We start from the raw sequence: 20764 nt of genomic DNA, 5'->3' as shown, positions 1-20764 counted from the left end.
AGCGGCGGTAGCGGCGGCGCGGCCGGCAGCGGTGGCGGCGGCGGTAGCGGCGGCGCGGCCGGCAGCGGCGGCACGGGCGGCAGCGGCGGGGCGGGCGGTAGCGGCGGCGCGGCCGGCAGCGGCGGCAGCTCCACGTCCGAAGCGGGCAGTTGCGACTGTAGTGTACCGGGCGCCCGGGCCGACGATCACAGCCACGCGGCCCTCTTCCTCGTCGGCCTTGGCCTGTTCATGACGCGCGGCCGTCGTATTCGACACGCCTGGAGCATCCCACCCTGCAAGGCGCGGCATATACTTCGCAGGTGACTCCGAAGCGGGTAAGCGCAAGCCAACGCGAGGTCCAGCCCCCGCAACCGTCGCTCACGCTCGTCGAGCGCGTCCCCGGGTCGACGATCGGGGCTGGCTCGTTGTTCCAGGGTCATTACGAGATCCTAGCCAAGCTCGGCCAGGGAGGATTCGCCGCCGTCTATCAGGCGCGCCAGGTCGCGACGGGCCAGCTCGTCGCCATCAAGATCATGCGCTCCGGCATAGCGGGCGACCACAGCCGGCGCGTCGCGCGCTTCCAGCGCGAGATACGGCTTTGCGCCCGACTCCACCATCCCAACATCGTCCGCCTGATCGACTCCGGCCATACGCCCGAGGGGCTCCTCTACACCGTGTTCGAATTCGTCCCGGGGGAGAACCTCGCGGACGTCCTCGCCAGGGAGGGCGCCCTCGATCCGCGCGAGGCCAGGCACCTCATGCTCCAGGTCCTCGATGCGCTCTGTTGCGCCCACGCACAAGGGGTCGTCCATCGGGACATCAAACCTGCGAACATCATGGTGGTCCCGACGGGCGCGCGGCGGAACGCCATGGTGCTCGATTTCGGCATTGGAGCGCTCGTCGATGCGATGGCGGGGCCGAGCCCGAACAAGACGGTCGCCACCAATGAAGTCGTGTGCACGCCCGGATACGCCGCGCCGGAGCAGATCAAGGCGATGCGGCCGACCGCTCGCTCCGACCTGTATGCATGGGGGCTCGTCTTCCTGGAGAGCCTCACGGGCAAGCCGGCCATCACGGGGGGCTCTTTGCAAGAGGTCCTCCTCAAGCAGATGAGCAGCGCGCCCGTCCCGATTCCCAGGCCGCTCTGGGGCCACCCCCTCGGCGAGCTCCTGCGGGAGGCGCTCGTCAAAGACGTCCGCGAGCGCAACGTCGACGCCGAGGGACTCTTCTGGAGGCTCCAGGCCTGCAAGGTCAACGGGCTGCGGCGAGAGTCCTTCCTCGAGCCCGCGGCCCGGCGCGCCCAGCGGTCGCAGACGACCCTGCCCTTGCGGCCCCGGGCCTCGGGCCGGGGCCTCGCGCTCGTCCCGTCGAAGCGGCCCTCCGAGGCCGATCGACGGCAGCTCACCGCCCTTTGTTATGGCCTGACCGCGCTCGGCCCGGGCCCCGACGCCATGGATATCGAGGAGGTCGAGGAGCTGATCAGCCGCGAGCAGGCGAGCTGCGCCGACCTCGTGCGCCGCCACCACGGGCGCTTCGCCGGCGCGCTCGGCGACGAGGTGTTGAGCTACTTCGGCAGCGATGCGGCGCCGAAAGACGGCGCCGTTTCCGCGGGTCGCGCCGCGCTCGAGCTCCTTTCGAGGGTGCAGAGCCAGAGCGCCCGGCTCGAGGCGGAACGAGGGATCCGCCTCGAGGTTCGAATCGGCCTGCATACCGGTCTCGCGGGCAACCGCGACATGCGCGGCCCGGCGCACGCGCTCGGGACCACCCCCGCGATTGCCGCACGCCTGAGCGCGCTCGCGGCCCCCGATACCATCGTCCTCAGCAGCACCACGTCCCGGCTCCTCGAAGGGCCCTTCACGCTCGCGCATGGCGGGGCGTTGCCCGTCGAGGGCCTCGACCGTCCCGTCGAGGTATTCCTCCTCCGCGGCGAGAAGGGGACCCCTTCGTAAACATATCATGTAGACAAACACGGAAAAACCATGGAGCTACGGCCGAAGCTCCTGCGTGTCGATCGTCGCGTACGATGGCCGGCCGTCCGGAACAGGGGAGCTCATCCTCGGCGAGAGAGGTGCGTCCGCTCTCGCGGGGGCCGCGATTTCTGTTAAGCTCCCTCGCCTTCCAATGGCCCACGGGCCACTTCCTTTGGTCAGCCATCTGCGATGGATGTGCGACATGAACAGAGTCTTGCGATTCGCACCGCACGTTCGCCCGGTGCTCCTCGGCCCGGATTGCCTTGCGCTCCTCGGGGAGCACGACGAAACGATCCTGCGGGGGCGCCTTTACGCGCTGGTCGCGCCCTTCCTGGACGGCGTACGCACGAATGCGCAGATCATCGCGGCCCTGCGGGGAAAAGCCACTGCGCCCGAGGTATATTATACGATCACGCTGCTCGAGCAGAACGGCTACCTCGCCCCTGCCTCGCTCACACCTCCCGCCGAGGACGCCTTCTGGCGTTTGCTCGGGGTCGCGGGAGACGTCGCGGCCGAGCGCCTCTCGGGAATGCCCGTGACGGTCGAAGCGCTCGCGGGCGTGGATTCGGCCATTTTCTGTGAATCCCTCCAGGCGGCCGGGATGAGGGTCGAGCCCGGGGCTCGGCTACGGATCGTCCTCGTCGGCGATTACCTCGCGCCCGAGCTCGCGAACATCCATCGGCAGGCCCTCGCCGAAGGTTTTTGCTGGATGCCCGTGAAGCCGTCCGGGGCAGCGCCCTGGATGGGGCCGATGTTCCGCCCGGGGGGACCCTGCTGGGATTGTCTGGCCTCCCGGATCCGCGCGCATCGCCCCGTGCAAACGTTCTTGCATCGGACCGACGCGCGTGGCGGTTCGTCCCTCCCGCGCCCGGCGAGCCCTCTCGGCCTTTCCGTGGCCCACGAGCTCGGAGCGCTCGTGATCGCGAGGTGGGTCGCCGGCGGCGCGTGGCGCGAAATCGAAGACCATGTCCTCGTCTTCGATTTCGGGCGCCTCGCGCTCGAGAAGCACGCGGTGCAGCGGCGCCCGCAATGCCCGACCTGCGGAGACCCGGATCTCCTGAGGCGGCGCGCCGCAGAACCCCCGACGCTCGAACGCCGGGTGCGCCTGGCCGCGCAGGAGGGCGGCAGCCGCGTGATTTCCCCGGAGGAGACCTTCGCGCGATATCGGCATTTGATCAGCCCCGTGACCGGTGTCCTCGGAAGCGTCGAGCCCATCGCCGAGCGCGAGGGCCCGCCGTGGTTCCTCCACGGGGCGCGTTATCCCGTGATGCCGGTCGAAGCGCGGGGCCCGGGGGACTTCCATGCCATGGCGGGCGGCAAGGGGCGTAACGCCGCGCAGGCGCGGACGAGCGCGCTCTGCGAAGGAATCGAGCGAGTGAGCGCCATTTTCCAGGGGGACGAGCCCACGCTCCGCGCTCGCCTGGCCGAGCTCTGCGACGAGGGCGTCCACCCGCACGATCTCCAGGGCTTCAGCGAATCCCAGTACCGGACGCGTGACGCCTGGAACACGGCCGCGCGGAGCCGCAAATGGCATGTACCGCTGCCCTTCGACGAACGGCGCGAGATCGACTGGACGCCCGTATGGTCCCTCGCGACCGAGCGGCGGCGATACCTGCCGACGGCCTATTGTTACGATCAGGTCCCGGTCGCCCCCGGGGAGTGCTTCTGCGCGTATAGCTCCAATGGCCACGCCGCCGGCAACTGCCTCGAGGAGGCCATCCTGCACGGCTTCCTCGAGCTCGTCGAGCGCGACGCCGTGGCCATTTGGTGGTACAATCGGCTGCGTCGCCCCGGGGTCGACATCACGAGCTTCGACGACCCCTATTTCGAGGAGCTCGAGGCCACGTATCGTTCGCTGGGCCGACCGCCCTGGGTCCTCGACATCACGAGCGACCTCGGGATTCCGGTTCTCGTCGCGCTGGCGGCCGGGCAGGAAGAAGGAGAGTTTTACGCTGGCTTCGGCTGCCACCTCGACATCCACGTGGCCGCGCAGCGCGCGCTCACCGAATTGAATCAGGTGTACGACCCCACGGGCCGTTTGCCCCCGCTCTTCGACGTACGAACGCTCGAAGACCGGAGCTTTTTGATCCCCGCCGAGGACACGCTCCCCCGAACGGGCGGAAAAGCCCCGCGCCTTCGCGAGGGGAACGACCTCGCCGCGGACGTCCTTTCGTGCGTGGATCTCGCGGCCCGCGCGGGGCTCGAGACGCTCGTGCTCGACCAGACCCGGCCCGACCTCGGCCTTTGCGTCGTCCAGGTGACGGTCCCGGGGCTCCGGCATTTCTGGCCGCGCTTCGGGCCCGGGCGCCTCTATGACGTGCCCGTACGTCTGGGGTGGCGGGATCGCGCCCTCCACGAGGCGGAACTCAATCCTGTGCCTTTTTTGACTTGAGGAGGGAACATGCTGATTGATGCAGATCGTCACGTGATCGAGCCGACGGACATGTGGAAGCGTTACCTGGAGAAGCCCTTCCGCGAGCGCGCGCCGTACTACGAGGATATCGGTCGCGATGGGCGGATGCCCAGGCTGATGCTGAATGGGGAGCCCGTCCATCACAAGATCTCCGAGCGCGCCGAGCGCGAAGTCACCGCCGTCGGGGCCCAACGAAGCGCCGAGTTATGGGCAGGGAGAGACCCCGCCGCGCAGCTCCGGGCGATGGATCGATCCCACGTCGATATCGCCCTCCTCTTTCCGACGATCGCGCTTTTCCTGCTCGGGATCGACACGATCGATCCCGCATTGGCTGGGGCCTTCACCCGCGCATACAATCGCTGGCTGCACGATTTCTGCGCGCACGATCCAGCGCGGCTCCGAGGCGTCGGGGTGGTGAACGTCCACGACCCGGCGGCCATGGTCGAGGATCTCGAGCGCGTCGCGGCGTGGGGGTGGACCGCGGTGGTGCTGCGGCCGAATCCGGTGAAAGGTCGGCTCCTGAGTGATCCCGCCTATGAGCCTTTCTGGACCGCTTGCGAGCGGCTCGATGTGGCGGTCGCCGTCCACGAGGGCGCGCACGCGCGCGTCCCCACCGCGGGGGCGGATCGATTCGAAACCCGTTTTGCGCTGCATGCCTGTTCGCATCCCATGGAACAGATGATGGCGTTCCTCGCGCTTCTGGAGGGGGGCGTGCTGGAGCGGCATCCGGGGCTGCGCGTCGCGTTCCTGGAGGCCGGCTGCGGGTGGCTGCCGTACTGGTTGTGGCGGCTCGACGAGGTCGAATACCGAAACCTTGCGGGCGAGGTCGCGGAGAACGTCCGGGAAAAACCTTCCGCGTATTTCCGGCGTCAATGCTTCATTGCCATCGAGCCCGACGAGCCCTACCTCCCGGAGGTGATTTCATTTCTCGGAGAGGACAACCTGATCTTCGGGACGGACTTTCCCCACCTCGATCACGACAGCGACATCACGGAGAAACTTGGCCCGCTCGGACAAAAGCTCCCCACAGGCGTGCTCCAGAAGATTCTGTGGGACAATCCGGCGCGGCTCTACGGACTGTAGGCATTCAGCAAAACGTACCGAGCTCTATCGCTCGCATGTACGCCGGCCTCGGCGGGAGCGTAATCTTGTATACCGCACGCTGCTTGGGCTGGCTGTCCACGATCTCCAGCTGCACGTCAGGCGGAAGTTGATAGTTGAAGTGAGTCTCGAGCGCCTTCGCAGGGTCTGCGAGCAGCTCCTGCTTGAACGTCTCGTCGCTCCACGCCTTGGTGACCACCTGGGTCCAGAGCTCGGCGAAGTCCTCGGCCGGCTCGGATTCCGTGGCCGATCCCCCTTGGGGGGCTTCGCGCCCCTCCGTCTCCGCAGCGGAAGCCGTCGATGAAAGCGCGAGCGCCACCGCCGCGAGCGCCAAAAGGTCACTCTTCCTCGTCATGATTTGCTCTCTTTCCATGGTCTCGAACGGCGGCACCCCACGTCGCCTGTCCGTTCGCCCTGGCGCGAACATGGGACGGCCCCTCCGCCGGTCAAGCGACCGGCGTTTCGTCCCGAACGCCGTTCCCTTCGATTTCAGCGGCTCTGCGACATGACGACAGAGCACCCAAAGCTACGAGGGCGTGCTCCAGGAGATTTTGTGGGCCCCTAAGGCCCGGCTTTACGGGCTGCAGGGGGGGTTAACAGAACGCCCTCGGAATGCCATAAGGGCCGATGGTGGGCGTCGGCGGAAGCGTCACCTTCAGCCTAGATGCGGCGGGCTGCCCGGGTCGGCCCTCCACGACCGTCAGACGCACGCCACGCGGAACGCGGTAGTTGAAGTGCGTCGCGAGCGCCCTCGCAGGGTTTGCGAGTAGCTCCTGCTTGAACCTTGCGTCGCTCCACGCCTTGGTGACCACCCGGCCCCACGGCTCGGACGAGGCGAACAAGTCCGGAACGACAGCGGGGCCGCTCGCTGGCCTCCGCGGAATCGTCACCATCAGCTCGGATGTGACGGGCTGCCCGGGTCGGCCCTCCACGATCTCCAGACTCGCGCCACGCGGAACCCTGAAGTTGAAGTGCGTCTCGAGTGCTCTCGCAGGGTTTGCGAGTAGCTCCTGCTTGAACCTTGCGTCGCTCCACGCCCTGGAGCTCACCCGGGTCCACAGCAAGGAGAAGTCCTCGATGGCGGCCTCGAATTCCGCGACCGATTCCTCTTCAGGGGCTTCGCGCTCCTCCGCCTCCAACGCGGAAGCCGGCGATGAAAGCGCGAACGCCGCCGCCGCGAGCGCCAAAAGGTCACACATCCTCGTCATGACTCGCTCTCCTTTTCACGGTCTCGAACGGCGGACCACGTCGCCCGCCCGTTCGCCTCGGCGCGAACATGGGACGACCCCTCTGCCGGTCAAGAGACCGGCATTTCCGCCTCGAAACCCGCTCCCTTCGATTTCAGCGGCTCTGCGACGAAGGAGAAAGCTCCCCGAGGAGCGCGCGAGCATCCTTCAGATCCACGGTCTCGAAGCCCTCCGTGAACCACCCATGGGCCTCCTCCAGCATTCTCCGCGCCTCGTCGATCTGTCCCCGGGTCTGCAGGATGCGACAGAGCTCCACCGTGGCGCGCAGTTCCAGCATCCGCGCGCCCTGCCCGCGGGCGACGTCGATCGCCTCGCGGAAATGATGCTCCGCTTCGCCCATTTCGCCCTGGCCCAGTGCGAGCAGATACGTGCCCAGCAATCGGTGGAGCTCGGCCACGTAGTAGACTTCGCGCCACTCCACTGCGAGCGCCAGGCCCTGCCGGAGGCGCGCGCACGCGTCTCCGAGCCTCCCCACGGCTGCCTCGGACTCTGCGACGAGTGAGCTCCAATAGGGCAATGCAGTCTGCCCTTGGAAGGAGGGGAACATCGAGACGCAACGTGATACCGCTTCGACGTCGCGCTCGACCCACGCGACCAGGGCTGTGCCCATCATCCTCCATGGGTCGAGGCCCATTCGTTCGCCCAGATCGATGAGCTCGCAGGAGACCTCCAGGACTTGCTCCGGCTCGCGCCGATAATGCCGAAGCCCGGCGACGTACACCAGCGCGAGGCCGAGGGTATTGGCGTGTTTCAGCTCACGCGCCCGCGCGAGGGCGGCCATGCCCAGCGCGAGCGATCGCTCTGGATAACCCATCAACCAGAGCGACAGGGAGAGAACCGATTGGGCATGGACCTGGGGGTCGGTACCGAGCATCACGGCATACTGATGGTGCTCAGCGGGGTCGTACAGCATCAGGGCGCGCTCCAGGCTGGTCCGAGCCTCCTCGAATCGGCCCGCGAGAAAGAGGCATTCCCCGAGCACGATCAAGGCGGCCGCCTGCTGCACTGGCTCGTTTTTGCGCTCCCCAGCGGCGAGGAGCTGCTGCGCCATCGCGATGGGCTGATCGCGGTATCCTAGATTATGGTAATAGAGCAAAAGCGTCCATGAGGCGACGAACGCGAGCGGATGGTCCCCCATCCGGTCCAGGATTTCCTGGGAGCGCCGCGCGACCGATGCGGGCTCCGGGGCCGCGTGGCCGCGCGTGGCCATCAGCGCAGGCATCAGGCTCCCATTCAGCTCGAGCTCGACGACGGCCCGCTCCCCTGCGTCCTCGATGACGGGGAGCCAGCCCAGCGCCTCCGTGGCGTGCTCGATCGCCTCCCGGTTGGCCGACCGCTGCAGCGCCGACATTGCGGCCTTCTGCGCATATCCAATGGCCCGCGATTTCTGATCCGCGGCCGCGAGGTGATAGGCGAAGAGCTCGGGCCGCGCCTCGGGGATGTCGGGGAATTTCTCCTCCAGCGCCGCCGCGATACGCGCGTGCACCTCCCTACGCGATCGCTTCAGCATCGACTCGTACGCCGCGTCCCGGACCAGTACGTGCTTGAACAGGTAGACGGGGTTTTTCAGCCGCCGCTTGCAGTGGACGAGGTCGGAGGCCACGAGCTGGTCGAGGTGCTCGCGGAGCTCGTCCGGCTCGAGGGGGCTCACCGCGCGGATGAGATCAAACGTGAATTCCCGGCCGATCGCCGCGGCCACCTGGGCCGTCTCCTTGGCCTTGCCAAGCCGGTCGAGGCGCGCCATGAGCAGATCCCGCAGCGTGTTCGGAATGCTGAAATCCGAGAGCCGGTCGGCGAGCTGATAACGACCCGCCTGCTCGACGAGGGCGCCGGATTCGATCATCATCTGGACGAGCTCCTCCACGAACAGCGGCACCCCATCGGTGCGGGCGGCGATGCGGTCGAGCACCTCCGTTGGGAGCGAACGCCCCGCGGTCGCCGCCCGGGCCAGTTGCTCCACCTCGGGCCGACCGAGGCGCTCGAGCTTCACGTGGTGCGCCGCGGGGGGCGACCAGCGCGAAAGGACCTCGGGGCGCGCGCAAAAGATGGCGTAGACGCGGGCCGACGCGAGCTCGTCCGTGAGCTGGGTGAACAGCTCGAGCGTGCTCGGATCCGCCCAGTGCACGTCCTCCGCCACGAGCACGAGCCGCTCCCGCTCGGCCATCTCGAAGAGAAACGAAAGGACGGCATGCCGGGTGAGCTCCCGCAACTTCTGCGGCGAGACGTCGAGCGGCGCCCACCGCGCGGGCAGCGGAATCGAAAGGAGCGACGCGAGGATGGGCATGGCCTCGGCGAGATCGAACCCATACGTCGTGAGCAGCGCCTCGAGCCGCTCCGCGCTGCCCTCGGCTCTCGCCTCTCCTTCCGGCCAGAGGAGCCGCATCCAGGCCTCGATGATCGGGTAAAACGGGCTGTTCATGGCGTGCGGCGAGCACCGGCATTCGAGCCACGTATGGTCCTCGCCGCGAATACGCTCCCGGAGCTCGTGGATCAGGCGTGACTTTCCGATGCCTGCCTCGCCGCACACGACGACGGCCTGCCCAGCGCCGTCGCGCGCCCGGCGCCACCATTCCAGCAGGGTCTCGAGCTCCCGTGCGCGACCGACGAGGGGCGCCATCCTCTCGCCCTCCGGCGGTCCCTGCTGCAGGTGATAAAACTCCACGGGGGCCGTGACGTTGTCGAGCCGGTGCTCCCCGCCCTCCTCGAATGCGAAATGGCCGCGAAGCAACCGGTACGTCTCCCCGCTGACCACGATGGCCCCGGGCTGCGCCAGCAAGCTGAGGCGGCACGCGAGCTTCGGCGTCCCCCCGACGACGTACCCCGGGCCCGCGCTCGCCGGCTCGCGCAGCTCGCGCGCGACCACCATGCCCGTGTGCATGCCGACCCGGAGCTCGGCTCGCACCCCGCGCCTTGCCTCGAGCGCCGCGCTTTGCCGGGACATTTCGTCCAGCGCGGCGAAGGCCGCCTCTGCCGCTCGCTGGGCGTCTCCCTCCCGCGCGGCCGGGTAACCGAAGTAGAACAGCAGCGCACCGCCGAGCGCGCCCGCGACGTACCCGCCGCGCGCCCGCGCGATCTGGACGCACGCATCCTGCTGGACGCGGAGGATCTCGTCGAGCTCCTCGAGCTCGACGGCGCCGGGCTTCACGCTCCCGGCCGTGAATGCGCAGCATACGGCCGTGATCTGCCGCCGCTCCCCTTCGATCAGGCGCACGCGCCTCTCTCCGCTGCCTTCCGGGCTGTCGCTGCCGAGGGCCCGAGCCTCGTCCGTGCTCTTTGGCGAAGGTCGCGCTGTCCAGTCGCTTGGCGCGAGATCGCTGAGATCGAGGGCCTCGAGCTCGCGCAGGAGCTTCTCCGCCGTCACGCCTCGCGCGGCGGGCTCCTTCTCGGTCACGCGCCGGAGCATGCGGCCGAGCGGGTGGTCCGCGATCCTCGCGGGGATGGGAATGGGCTCGGACGAAAGCTGCGCGGCCATCACCTCGGCCACCGTCGCGCCCTCGACCGCCCGCTTGCCGGTGAGGCATTCGAGAAAGACGAGCCCCCACGCATAGAGATCCGATCGCCGGGTCAGGGGCAGCCCGCGGAGCTGCTCGGGTGCCGCATAAGCGGGCGTCCCGAGCGACTCGTTGGTCATCGTGATCCGGCCTGCGTCGCCGCGCGCCTCCTCCACGAGCGCGCCGACGCCGAAATCGGCCACGAGCACGTTTCGCCGCGCGCCGGTGGTGGTCACGATGAGATTGGCAGGCTTCAAGTCCCGGTGCACCACGCCGCTCGCATGCGCGCAGGCGAGCGCGTCGAGGACCTGCAGCATGAAGTGCTGCGCCTCGAGCGGGTTCAGGCTGCCCTCTTCGGCGAGCACCTTGGCGAGGTCTTTCCCGGGCACGAACTCGAAGACCGAATACACGAGCCCTGGCTCGGGCTGCCCCGAATCGAGCAAATGCACGATGTTCGGGTGGTGCATCTGCGCGCAGATGCGCACCTCGCGCTGGAAGCGAGCGATTCTCTTGCCGTGCAGGGGCCCCCTCGGGTCCTCCGCGATCCGGAGCACTTTCACGGCGACCGCCTGGTTGGTGGTCCATTGCCGTGCCTTGTAAACGGTGGAGAACGCTCCCTCGCCCAACGTCTCGAGGAGCTCGTATCGCCCTACGAGCGCTGTGCTGATTGCCGTTTTCCTCACCGGCGTGCCGCCCATCTCGCCCCCCTCGCCGAGCACGTGGTGTCAAAGTTAGAACGGGCGCTGGTAAGCACAATACGTGCTCGCGCACGTGGGGGCCTAGCGGCAGGCTCGCTCGTCCGTCGGGGAGGACGGCCAGGTCGAGCCGACACAGGCGCTCGGGGCCTTCGAGGATGTCAATGGCCGCCCCCGCCCGCGCGGTGAGGACGCTCGAGCTCGTCCACCGCCTGCATCCGTAATCAATTTCGCAAATCCATCTCCGTAAGCAACAGCAGTACGGAACACATCCGTCCCAAGCGGGATAGATTTGTCCGCGCTTGATTTCCCCACAAGCGCGCCTCTAGACTGCTGGTTTCATCAGCAGACCGTGGAGAGGGGCGCAGGGATGCGCAAAGGGGCGCGACGCGCGTGGAAGCGACGCGCCGGACAGGGGGAGCTATGTCGCAGTTCTTGGCAACTGACGAAACAACGGCCGACGTCAAGGGGTTCGAGATCACGACCAAAATCGGCGAGGGCGTCAGATATGTGACGTACCGCGCCCGCCGGTGGACCGACGGGCTCACCGTGGCCGTGAAGGTCATGGAGGCCGACTACAGCCGAATCGCGGATGTCGCGCGCCTCAAGCATACCTACAGCATCGTTCAACGGATCGATTCGGAGAAGATCGTCAAGGTCCACGGCGTCGAGGAGCAACGGGATAGCCTGGCGGTCATCACCGAATACGTTCCCGGCTCCACGCTGGCCAGCGTCCTGCAGGGGCGCGGAAGGCTCGAAATCGGTGAATTCCTGGGCCTCGGCATCTCGCTGGCCGAAGCCCTGGCCGAGATCCACCGCCACGGCCTCATCCACGGTGACATGAGGCCCCAGAACATCCTGCTCGGCGAGAGAAATCAGGTCAAGCTCACCGGCTTCGGCGTCGATTGCGTCGTGACGCGGGAGAAAGAGGAGATCTATAGCCGCCGCGTCCTGTCGGAGGTGCTCCCCTACACCTCGCCCGAGCAGACGAGCCGCATGAACCGCAGCGTGGACTACCGGACGGACATGTACTCGCTGGGGGTCGTCTTTTACGAGATGCTCGTGGGGCGCAGGCCTTTCGAGGCAGAGGACCCGCTCGAGCTGATCCACGCCCATATCGCCGCGACGCCCCGTTCGCCCTCGGAGGCGCGGCCCGAGGTGCCCGAGGCGCTCTCCGCCATCCTCCTCAAGCTGCTCAGCAAGGGCGCCGAGGATCGCTACAACAGCGCCGAGGGCCTGCGGGTCGACCTCGCGGAGTGCCAGCGGCAATGGGAGGCGATCGGCTGGATCGAGCCGTTCGTCCTCGGCCAGCACGACAGGAGTGACCTCCTCCAGATCCATCAGGGGCTTTACGGTCGGGAAAAGGACATCCGCAAGCTCATCGAGTCGTTCGACGACGTGCTCCGCGGCAGGCGAGCGATCATCCTGGTGTCGGGATATTCGGGCATCGGGAAATCCTCCCTCGTCCAGGAGATCTTGAAGCCGCTCGCGCGGGAAAAGGGCTATTACATCAGCGGAAAGTACGACCAGTACATCCGCGACACCCCCTACAGCGCCGTGATCCAGGCGTTCGACGCGCTCATCAAGCAGCTCCTCTGCGAGAGCGAGGAGCGGCTCGCGGCGTGGCGGGACGCCATTCTGAGCGCCCTCGGCAGCAACGGGCAGGTCCTCTGCGACTTTTTGCCCTCGATCAAGCACATCATCGGCGAGCAGCCGCCCGTCCCCGCGCTCGGCCCGGTCGAGGCGCAGAACCGCTTCAACCTCTACTTCAAGAAGTTCGTCTCGGTGTTTGCCCGGCCGGCCCACCCGCTCGTGATCTTCCTCGACGACCTGCAATGGGTGGACTCGGCGAGCTTGAGCCTGATCAAGACCATCCTCGCGGACGAGGACAGGGCGGCTCTCTTCTTTTGCGGCGCCTACCGGGACAACGAGGTGAGCCCGACCCACGCCTTCATGGTCGCGCTCGAGGAGCTCGAGCAGGGCGGCATCGAGGTCGTCGACATCGTCCTCGAACCCCTCGAGATCGCCCACCTGAGCGCCCTGATCAAGGACAGCCTCGGCGTACGCGACGGCGACGCGCTCGCCTCGGTGGTGCTGAAAAAGACGGGCGGCAATCCATTCTTCGTGAAGCGGTTCATGCGGCACCTGTACGAGGCGAAGGTGCTCTACCGCGATCCCACGGCGGGATGGCGCTGGGATCTGTCGGCCATCGAGCGATTGGACTACTCCGACAACGTCCTCGGCCTCATGGCGGAGACCATCCGGCGCCTCCCGCCGCGCACGCAAGACGTCCTCCGGGTGGCCTCGGCGATCGGCAACATCATCGATCTGGAGGTCTTGAACGCCGTCAGCGCGACCCCTCCCGACGAGACGTACGCGAGCCTGGAGGAAGCCATCCGCGAGGGCTTGATCGTGACCGCGGGCGAACAGCTCCGCTTCGCGCACGACAAGATCCAGGAAGCCGCCTACTCCTTGATCCCGGCGGGGGAGAGGGCCGCGTGCCATTATCGGATCGGACAGATCCTTCTCCTCAAGCTGGATCCCGACAAGGGCCAGAACCTGTTCGACATCGTCAATCACCTGAACAACGCGGGTGATTTGATCACGGCGCCCGACGCGCGGCTCGATTCCGCGCGGCTCAATTTGAAGGTCGCCGGGCGCGCCGAGGAGTCAGGCGCCTTCTCCGCTGCGCTCAAGTATCTCGAGCATGGCCTTTCCATGCTGCCCCAAGACGCGTGGAGCTCGGAGTACGGGCTTTCGTTCGCCTATCACACGAAAAAGGGCACGCTCGAGTCGCTTTGCGAGCGGCACGACGACGCGCTCGCGACCCTCGCCGCTTGCTTCGAGAAAGCCCAGGGGCGCCTGCACCAGACGGAGGTCCGGCGCCTGATCATGAACGTGCAGATCCTGAAGAACGATCTGCTCGCCGCCCTCGACGAGGGGCTCGCTGCACTGCGAGCATTCGGCATCCATTTGCCGCCCTTCCCGGACGCGAATGCGCTCGCCGCCGAGCGCGCGCAGACGTTCGCCATGATCGGCGACCGGCCCGTCGCCTCGCTCATCGACCTGCCCTTGCAGAACGACCCGGAGATCGCCGTGCTGCAGGATGTCCTGCAGGAGCTGTTCACGCCCTGCTACCAGCTCGGCACGAACAACCTGGCTATCACGATCATGAAGATGCTGCAAAACACGTTGACCCACGGCATCTCCAAGAACTCGATCTTCGCGTTCATGAACTTCGGGACCGTCCTGTGCGCCAGCATGGATGTCGAGAAGGGGTACGAGTTCGGCCGAGCGGCAGCCCGCCTCAACGAGATTCACCCGGACAAGAAGTCCGAGGCCATGCTGGCCAACATGTGGGCGGCGTGGGTCCAGCACTGGAAGGAGGGCTATACGACCTACAAGGCGACGCTGCGCAGAGGAATGCACACCGGCGTCGAGACGGGTCAATACATCTGGGCATTCTACAACACGGCCAATGCCAGCACGAACAGCCTTCTCCAGGGGCGCCACATCCAGGAAATCCTCGAAGAGGCACGGCAATACCAGCCGCTCTGCAAGCTCGACAAATTCAACGCAATGACCTGGATGGTCAGCGCCATCGCCGAGGTTTGCGAGGATCTGGGCAGGCCCGCGGACGCGGACACGTCGTCGCGCGTCGCCTGGGTCGACATGAACGTCATCAAGGAGGAAGCCCGGAAGATCAACAACACGGCTTCGCTCTACTTCGCGAACGTATACGACGTCATCGGAGGTGTCTTCAAGGGCGCCTACGAAGAGGTCGCGGAGATGTGGGGCACGACGGATCCTGCCGGCGACGTCATGCTCCCGGCCTGGCACGCGACGCCCTGCTTCTACTTTTATGGCGGAGTGGCCTTCGCGCGGGCTTCCATGACCGTGTCCCCGGACCTGCGAGAAGCGTACCTCGCGAGGCTCCACGATTGCGTGCGCAGAATGGACCTCTGGGCGGAGCTCAATCCGGAGAGCCTACGCCACCGCAGCCTCTTGCTGAAGGCAGAGCTTGCCCGGATCGAGCAATCCGAAGGCGCGGGCAACCTGTACGACCAGGGGATCACCGCCGCCCGAGAAGGAGGATTCGCCCATGACGAGGCCCTGGGCAACGAGCTCTGCGCCCGTCATTACCTCGACCTTGGCAGGTCGTTCCTCGCGCGTGCGTACCTGGCCGAGGCGCATCGGGCCTATGCTCGGTGGGGCGCCGTCCGCGTCACGGAGCGCCTCGAGAAGGATTTCCCGCACGTGCTCCGGCCGGACACCGGGCTGCGCCGCGTCGAACGCGTGCCGGACGGAGATCACGCCGCGCGCGAGCTCGACCTCGGCGTCGTCATCAAGGCCTCGCAGGCGATCTCGGGCGAGATCCTGTTCCCCCGGCTCCTCCAGAAGCTGATGCACGTCATCCTCGAGAGCGCGGGCGCTCGAAAGGGGTTCGTGATCCTTCGGGAAAACGAGCGGCTCGTGATCCGGGCCGAGGGCCATATCGATCGGTCGGAGATCCGTGTGCTCCCGGCGTCGCCCCTGGAATCGCGCCAGGATCTGGCCACCAGCGTGGTGAAATACGTGGCGAGGACGGCGGAGAGTGTCGTCCTCCACGAAGGGGCGAAAAACAGCCCCTTCGCGGAAGATTCCTACATCGAGAAGAGCCAGCCCCGATCGCTCCTTTCGGCGCCCATCCTCCGGCAAGGGCGCCTCGTCGGGGTGATCTACCTGGAAAACGAGCTCGCAGCCGGCGTGTTCACGCCGGATCGAATGGAGATGCTCCGGCTCTTGTCGGCGCAGGTCGCCATTTCCATCGAAAACGCGCTGCTCTATTCGAGCCTCGAGGAAAACGTGCGCGCGAGGACCATGGAGATCGAGGAAGCCAACGCTCGGATCCTTTCGCTCAATGCCGAGCAGCAGCACCGGCAGGAGATCGAGCTCTTGCAAAAGCAGGACCTCATCGCGCAGCAAAAAGAGCTCATCCGCGTCCTTTCCACGCCGATCCTCGAGGTGTGGGACGGCGTGCTCACCATTCCGATCGTGGGCGTCATCGACGAGGAGCGCTCCGCCATCATCACGCAGAACCTCCTCGCGCGCATCGTCGAGACCCAATCGAAGTTCGCGATCATCGATCTCACCGGCGTCGGCGAGATGGATCCGGGGACGGCCGAGCACATCGTGCGTATCATCGGAGCCGTGCGGCTCCTCGGCGCGAGGAGTGTCATCACGGGCATCCAGCCCGCCGTGGCGCGCGCCATGATCTCGCTCGACGTCAATCTGAGCAGCATCCTGACGCGCTCCAACCTTCGCGATGGCCTGCGTGCGTGCCTGAGCTTCGGACGGGGCAAACCTTCCTGAGAACGTCGATCGGTTGAAGAGCCGCGTCACCTGCCCGCGGTAAGCGCCCCCTTGGCCACGAACTGCGAGAAGGCCCCCAGGAACTCGTCGATGGATACGGTTCCGCTCCTGTCGATGTCGCACAGGCGCAAGAACTCGTCGATCTCGGTATCCCGATAGCCCTTCTCCCGGAACTTGGCCATCACCTCGCCCACGTCGAGCACGCCATCCCGGTTGGCGTCGATCTCCTCGAAGATCTGGAACATCGAGTCGCGCATCATCGATTTGAAGATCGCGTCCCGGAGCTCGTTTTCCAGCACGTCGAGCATCGACCCCTCGGGCGTCTCCAGGATCCACGGCTCCATCGTCGTGGACCTGAGCACCGTCACCGTGGTGCCGGGGGACGACGCGACCCCGAGGCGTCGCTTGTAATCTTCGATGAAGACATTGCCGTAGTGCTCCTCGCTGAAGTCCGTCGTGCTCACGATCATTCGATAGCCATAGATGTCGTCTCCGGGATCGATGCTCAGGAGATCGTAGATCGCCTTGTTCAATCGATTGGCGAGCTCGAGGCTCGTATTCAGCGTTCCGTCCGGGTGCCTGAAGTTCACGGCGTAGGTCAGGATGTTCTGATCGGGCCCGATCTCGGGCAGGAACGCCATCGCCTCCGGGTCGGACAGGAGATCCTCGACGCTACGCCGATCGATGCGCTCGCGAATGAAGCGTCGCTCGGTCTCCACGTCGGCGCCCGAGATCTCCGCGGGCAGCCGCGGGACGGGGACCACGACGAACCGATCCTCCGGGCTCGCCATGCTGAGCAGCCGCGCGTAAAACCGCTTGCAATTGAACAGCGCCCGCCGATGGATCTGCCCGTATCCGCTCCGGGTGGGTCGAATGACCTTGTGGCTCAGGTACACCGCGGCCACCGCCGCTCCCGGCTTGGACCCTTCGAGCCCATAGATGCCGACGGTGGGCTCGGCGTCCCCGTGGAGGATGTAGGGCGCCTTGAATGTCACCATGTCGCGCATGGCCGAATTCCGGTAACAGAGCGCCCCGGCCGGATAAGGAATGTAACCCGATTTATGCGGATCGACGGTGATGGAATCCGCCCGGCCGAGCGCCGAGAACTGCGAGGTCACGTATCCGCTCATCCCGATCTCGGGCACCGGACCCGTGCGCTCGTCTCTCGCGCGTGGCCCCTCGTCGGGCCTCAGGATCGAGGCGAAATAACCTCCCCACGCCGCGTCCGCGTGCACCGTGAACGACAGGCCCTCCTTCTGGAGCTTGTAGCGCAGCTCGAGGATCCCCTTGAGCGGATCCACGGCGCTCTCCTCCGTGCTGCCGATGACGCCCACCACCGTGACCACGGGCCGCCGCTGCTCGAGGCAATCGCGCAGCATCTTCTCCAGCGCGGACAGGCTCATGCGCGCGTCGCAATCGACGGGAACGTCGAGCACGTTCGCCGAGCCGAGGCCCAGCACGGCCGCGGCCTTGGGGAACGAGTAATGCTTGGTGGCGGGGACGAGAATCACCGGCGACGCGGGCACGTCCGCCCCCGAGCGCCGGAAAAGCTCCTGCATTCCCAGGTGCTGGAGCGAGTGGCTCGACATGGCCTTGGTGATGGTATCGCTCGAAATGCCGTATTCCTCCGTGAGGCGCTCGGGCAGCGCGAGGATGTCGTCCACCTTCAGATTCAGAAGGGACCACGCGTCGAGCGCGACGAGGCGCGCGCGCCTGCCATCACACGTGCTCACCTCGATGTCGCGCGCCGCGGCGAGGGAGGGCTCGGCCCTCAATGCATCGCGGAGCGAGAGCGGGTAAAACTTCAGATTCCGCGCCGACCAGATGGCCTCGATGTTGGCCACGGTCCCGCCGCTCGTGATGTGCCCCCAGGGCCTCACGATCCCCTTCGTGGTGTCGCCGTCCTCCGGGACGGTGTAGCCGAGCATCCGGCACAGATCGTCGCCCACGATCATCTCCAGGATGGTCGTCGACGTCGACCCTTCGAATGCGACGTTGTTGGGGTTGTAGAGCATCGCCGCGAAATACCCCAGGATGCTGGGGAGCGACGTGTCCCAGTTCATGTGCCCCTGATACCGGCCGCTGAAGAAGGGCACCGATTTCTTGAGGAACGACATCAGCGACCGCAGGTTGTCCTTCAGCGAGTCCATCGCGTGGAGATAGGACGGGTGCCGCTTGGCCTGCTCGGTGATGTGCGTGGGATCCTGGGGGTGGAAGTTCCGCCTCCAGAAGGAATGGTCCCGGATGGCCTCCACGATGAGCTTCTCGAGCTCGTCCGCGTTCTCGGCCTTGGTGCCCAAGAACCACGCCTCCGGCGATCTGGTCCCCGCCCCCTTGAGGAATGGCCTCTCGCCGAACTTGAAATACTGCTTCACGCTCGGCCTGCCGGTCCGGGCTTTCTCGTCGCTCATCTCTCCACGACCCTTCCTGCCCCGCTCGCCAATGCGCATCCGACCGCTGGGGGCGAAGACCCTATACAAGAGGGATCCCGTCGAATCAAGGACAAGGCCACGCGCGAGCCGTGCTCCGGCTTGACGCGAGAGGGGCGCCTGGGTACGACGCTTTTCGAGCCCGCCGAGGAACCGGCGCGGAGGACATCGATGACCTTGCCGAATCTCGATTTGCTCGTCCACAACCTCGTGGCGCTCTGCATCGTGATTGTCGTGCTGATGTTGCTTTCACAGCTCATCGTCACGGCCATCCTGCGTCTCTCCAGCGTCCTCTTGAGCGCTTCCGTGCTCGGCGACAAGGAGACGGTGAAGGACGTCGGCGCGGAGTTTCGGCGGCGCGTCCGGCGCAGCGCGGTCGTCGGCGTCGCGCTCCTCGGGCTCCTATCGCTCGCGGCCATGGGCTTCCTGAGCCTCCGGGGGCTCCGGGCGCTCGATCTGGCCCTGGCCTTCGTCGCGCGCCTCCGCGAAGACGCCTCCGGGCCTTTCAAGACGCGCCTGCTTTCGTCGGTGGGGATCATCCTCGGCGCGCTCGTCGTCGACGCCGTCGCGAGGGCCATCGTCGCCGCGCTCGGCAAGGGGCTCGCGAATTGGAAGGTCGACGAGAAGCGGCGCGAATCCCTGGCCGAGGCGCTGATTCGCCTCCGCACCGCGCTCCGGACGGTCATCCTGGGCGGGACGGCTGTCCTCGTCGCGGGGGAGCTCGCGCCGGACGTGCAGCGAGGCGTCCTCCTCGGCGCGTACATCCTCGGCGCCTTTTACGTGAGCCGCTTCGTGGCGAACGCCGCGCACGTCCTCGTCGACGTGCTCTTCGACCGATCGACGCGGCTCACCCGGCTCGAAAGCCCGCTGAAATACCTGGGCAGCCTGACCCACCTCGCGCCGATCACGAAACGCGTCATCGATTACTTCGTTTATCTGTCGGCTGCGACGTGGGTGGCCGACGCCTTCACCCCCGACACCTGGCTGGCCCAAGGGGGGCGGATTGGCATTCGAATCCTCGCGATCTTCTATGCGAGCCGGGTGCTGGTCGAGCTGTGCGTCCTGTTCGTCCAGGAAATCTTCCTCGGCAACGTCGACAAGGACGGGGAGAAGGAAAACCTTCAGCAACGAAGGACCTTGGTCCCCGTGGCCGTGGGCTTCTTGCGATATGGGATCTATTTCTCGGCGCTCGTGATGGTGCTACGGGAGGCCTCCATCGATCCCACGCCCCTGCTCGCGGGCGCGGGGGTCATCGGCGTCGCCATCGGGCTCGGCGCGCAGGCGTTCGTGGGAGACATCGTGGCTGGGTTCTTCATTCTTTTCGAGAACCTCCTCCTCGTGGGTGATCTCGTGGAAGTGAGCGGCGTGCGGGGCAAGGTGGAGGAAATCGGCGTGCGAATCACCAAAATTCGTGATGACTCCGGCGTGCTCCACGCGATCCCGAACGGCGAGGTCCGCAAGGTCGCGAATCACTCGAAGGCCTACGTGAACGCCATCGTCGACGTGCATGTGCCCTACGAAGAGGACCTCACGCGCGTGCGGTCCCTGCTCGCGTCCGTGGCCGAAAAAGCGCTCTCGGGGCAGGCGGGCGCGAACGGCCCCGTCGAGGTCAAGGTGCAGGAGCTCAACGAGGGCTCGGTCCTCCTCCGCGTGATCGCGCGCGTGCCGCCTGGACAAGACGAAGACCTCGGAGACCTGCTTCGGGAGCGCATCGTGGACGAGCTGCGCGAAGCGAAGATCGGAGCGCCCCGCCCGCGCCGCGCGGTCTTGATTGAGAGCAAAATTCGCGTCGGCGCGCCCCCTCCCCCGGAGCCGGTCGAGGAGGACAGTGGACCGCCGCAGCCCTTCTCGCCGCCAGCCGCGGATGCCTGACGCGGACTGGTCTCTTCCTGGAGCCGCCGCGCCGGGGCGCCGCCCCGGGCCCCGCGGGGGCTGTTCGCCCCTCGACCCGAACCAGGGCCTGAGCATTGGTCTCATCTCGCGAGCCCATTCTCCCTGAGCACCCGTAGCATCTCTGCTGCGGGTGCCAGTCGTTCGAGCCCGCGGCTGATGGTGACGGATCCGGGGGGTCCTCCGGAGGACTTGCC

Annotated in this window: 10 protein-coding genes; 6 read left to right on the top strand and 4 right to left on the bottom strand. The window is 66.7% G+C overall.

From position 1 onward, the window contains the following. The 4 genes from KEG38_RS52875 to KEG38_RS52860 form a co-directional block, all read left to right on the top strand. A partial coding sequence (locus KEG38_RS52875) for an MYXO-CTERM sorting domain-containing protein (RefSeq protein ID WP_272428622.1) occupies positions 1 to 303 on the top strand: 303 nt, incomplete at its 5' end. Continuing rightward, the gene (locus tag KEG38_RS52870; protein ID WP_272428620.1) at positions 300 to 1928 is read left to right on the top strand and encodes a protein kinase domain-containing protein; all 1629 of its coding nucleotides are present in this window, start codon (positions 300 to 302) and stop codon (positions 1926 to 1928) included. The genes KEG38_RS52875 and KEG38_RS52870, both read left to right, overlap by 4 nt. Before the next feature lie 223 nt (positions 1929 to 2151). Continuing rightward, positions 2152 to 4341 (top strand): TOMM precursor leader peptide-binding protein, encoded by a 2190-nt coding sequence (locus KEG38_RS52865; RefSeq protein WP_272428618.1) that lies wholly within the window; start codon positions 2152 to 2154, stop codon positions 4339 to 4341. 9 nt (positions 4342 to 4350) lie between these two features. Next, entirely contained in the window at positions 4351 to 5445 is a 1095-nt protein-coding gene (locus KEG38_RS52860) for an amidohydrolase family protein (RefSeq protein ID WP_272428616.1), read from the top strand. Between the two features lie 4 nt (positions 5446 to 5449). Here the strand turns inward: KEG38_RS52860 and KEG38_RS52855 are convergent, their stop codons facing one another. The 3 genes from KEG38_RS52855 to KEG38_RS52845 form a co-directional block, all read right to left on the bottom strand. Beyond that, on the bottom strand, positions 5450 to 5818 hold the full coding sequence (locus KEG38_RS52855) for a hypothetical protein (protein ID WP_272428614.1): 369 nt from the start codon (positions 5816 to 5818) through the stop codon (positions 5450 to 5452). A gap of 238 nt (positions 5819 to 6056) precedes the next feature. Then, on the bottom strand, positions 6057 to 6650 hold the full coding sequence (locus tag KEG38_RS52850) for a hypothetical protein (protein WP_272428612.1): 594 nt from the start codon (positions 6648 to 6650) through the stop codon (positions 6057 to 6059). 154 nt (positions 6651 to 6804) lie between these two features. Further along, positions 6805 to 10920: a TOMM system kinase/cyclase fusion protein gene (locus KEG38_RS52845; RefSeq protein WP_272428611.1), complete on the bottom strand. Its 4116-nt coding sequence runs from the start codon at positions 10918 to 10920 to the stop codon at positions 6805 to 6807. Between the two features lie 411 nt (positions 10921 to 11331). Here KEG38_RS52845 and KEG38_RS52840 point away from each other — a divergent pair, with 411 nt between their 5' ends. Further along, positions 11332 to 16248 (top strand): AAA family ATPase, encoded by a 4917-nt coding sequence (locus KEG38_RS52840; RefSeq protein WP_272428610.1) that lies wholly within the window; start codon positions 11332 to 11334, stop codon positions 16246 to 16248. Positions 16249 to 16274: 26 nt separating this feature from the next. Here the strand turns inward: KEG38_RS52840 and KEG38_RS52835 are convergent, their stop codons facing one another. Next, complete coding sequence (locus tag KEG38_RS52835; RefSeq protein ID WP_272428608.1) at positions 16275 to 18659, bottom strand: pyridoxal-dependent decarboxylase; 2385 nt, start codon at positions 18657 to 18659, stop codon at positions 16275 to 16277. Between the two features lie 189 nt (positions 18660 to 18848). Between KEG38_RS52835 and KEG38_RS52830 the strand changes: the two genes are divergently transcribed. Beyond that, positions 18849 to 20549, top strand: a complete 1701-nt coding sequence (locus KEG38_RS52830) for a mechanosensitive ion channel family protein (protein WP_272428606.1) — start codon at positions 18849 to 18851, stop codon at positions 20547 to 20549. Positions 20550 to 20764: the final 215 nt, after the last annotated feature.

Origin of the sequence: Polyangium jinanense, assembly GCF_028435265.1 — a bacterium.
GTDB lineage: Bacteria > Myxococcota_A > Polyangia > Polyangiales > Polyangiaceae > Polyangium > Polyangium jinanense.
This window is presented reverse-complemented; position numbering and strand designations above follow the sequence as displayed.

Excerpts from the sequence above, each read along its gene's own strand:
- KEG38_RS52865 (WP_272428618.1), top strand. The coding sequence starts at position 2,152 with ATGAACAGAGTCTTGCGATTCGCACCGCACGTTCGCCCGGTGCTCCTC.
- KEG38_RS52860 (WP_272428616.1), top strand. The coding sequence starts at position 4,351 with ATGCTGATTGATGCAGATCGTCACGTGATCGAGCCGACGGACATGTGG.
- KEG38_RS52855 (WP_272428614.1), bottom strand. The coding sequence starts at position 5,818 with ATGACGAGGAAGAGTGACCTTTTGGCGCTCGCGGCGGTGGCGCTCGCG.
- KEG38_RS52835 (WP_272428608.1), bottom strand. The coding sequence starts at position 18,659 with ATGAGCGACGAGAAAGCCCGGACCGGCAGGCCGAGCGTGAAGCAGTAT.
- KEG38_RS52830 (WP_272428606.1), top strand. The coding sequence starts at position 18,849 with ATGACCTTGCCGAATCTCGATTTGCTCGTCCACAACCTCGTGGCGCTC.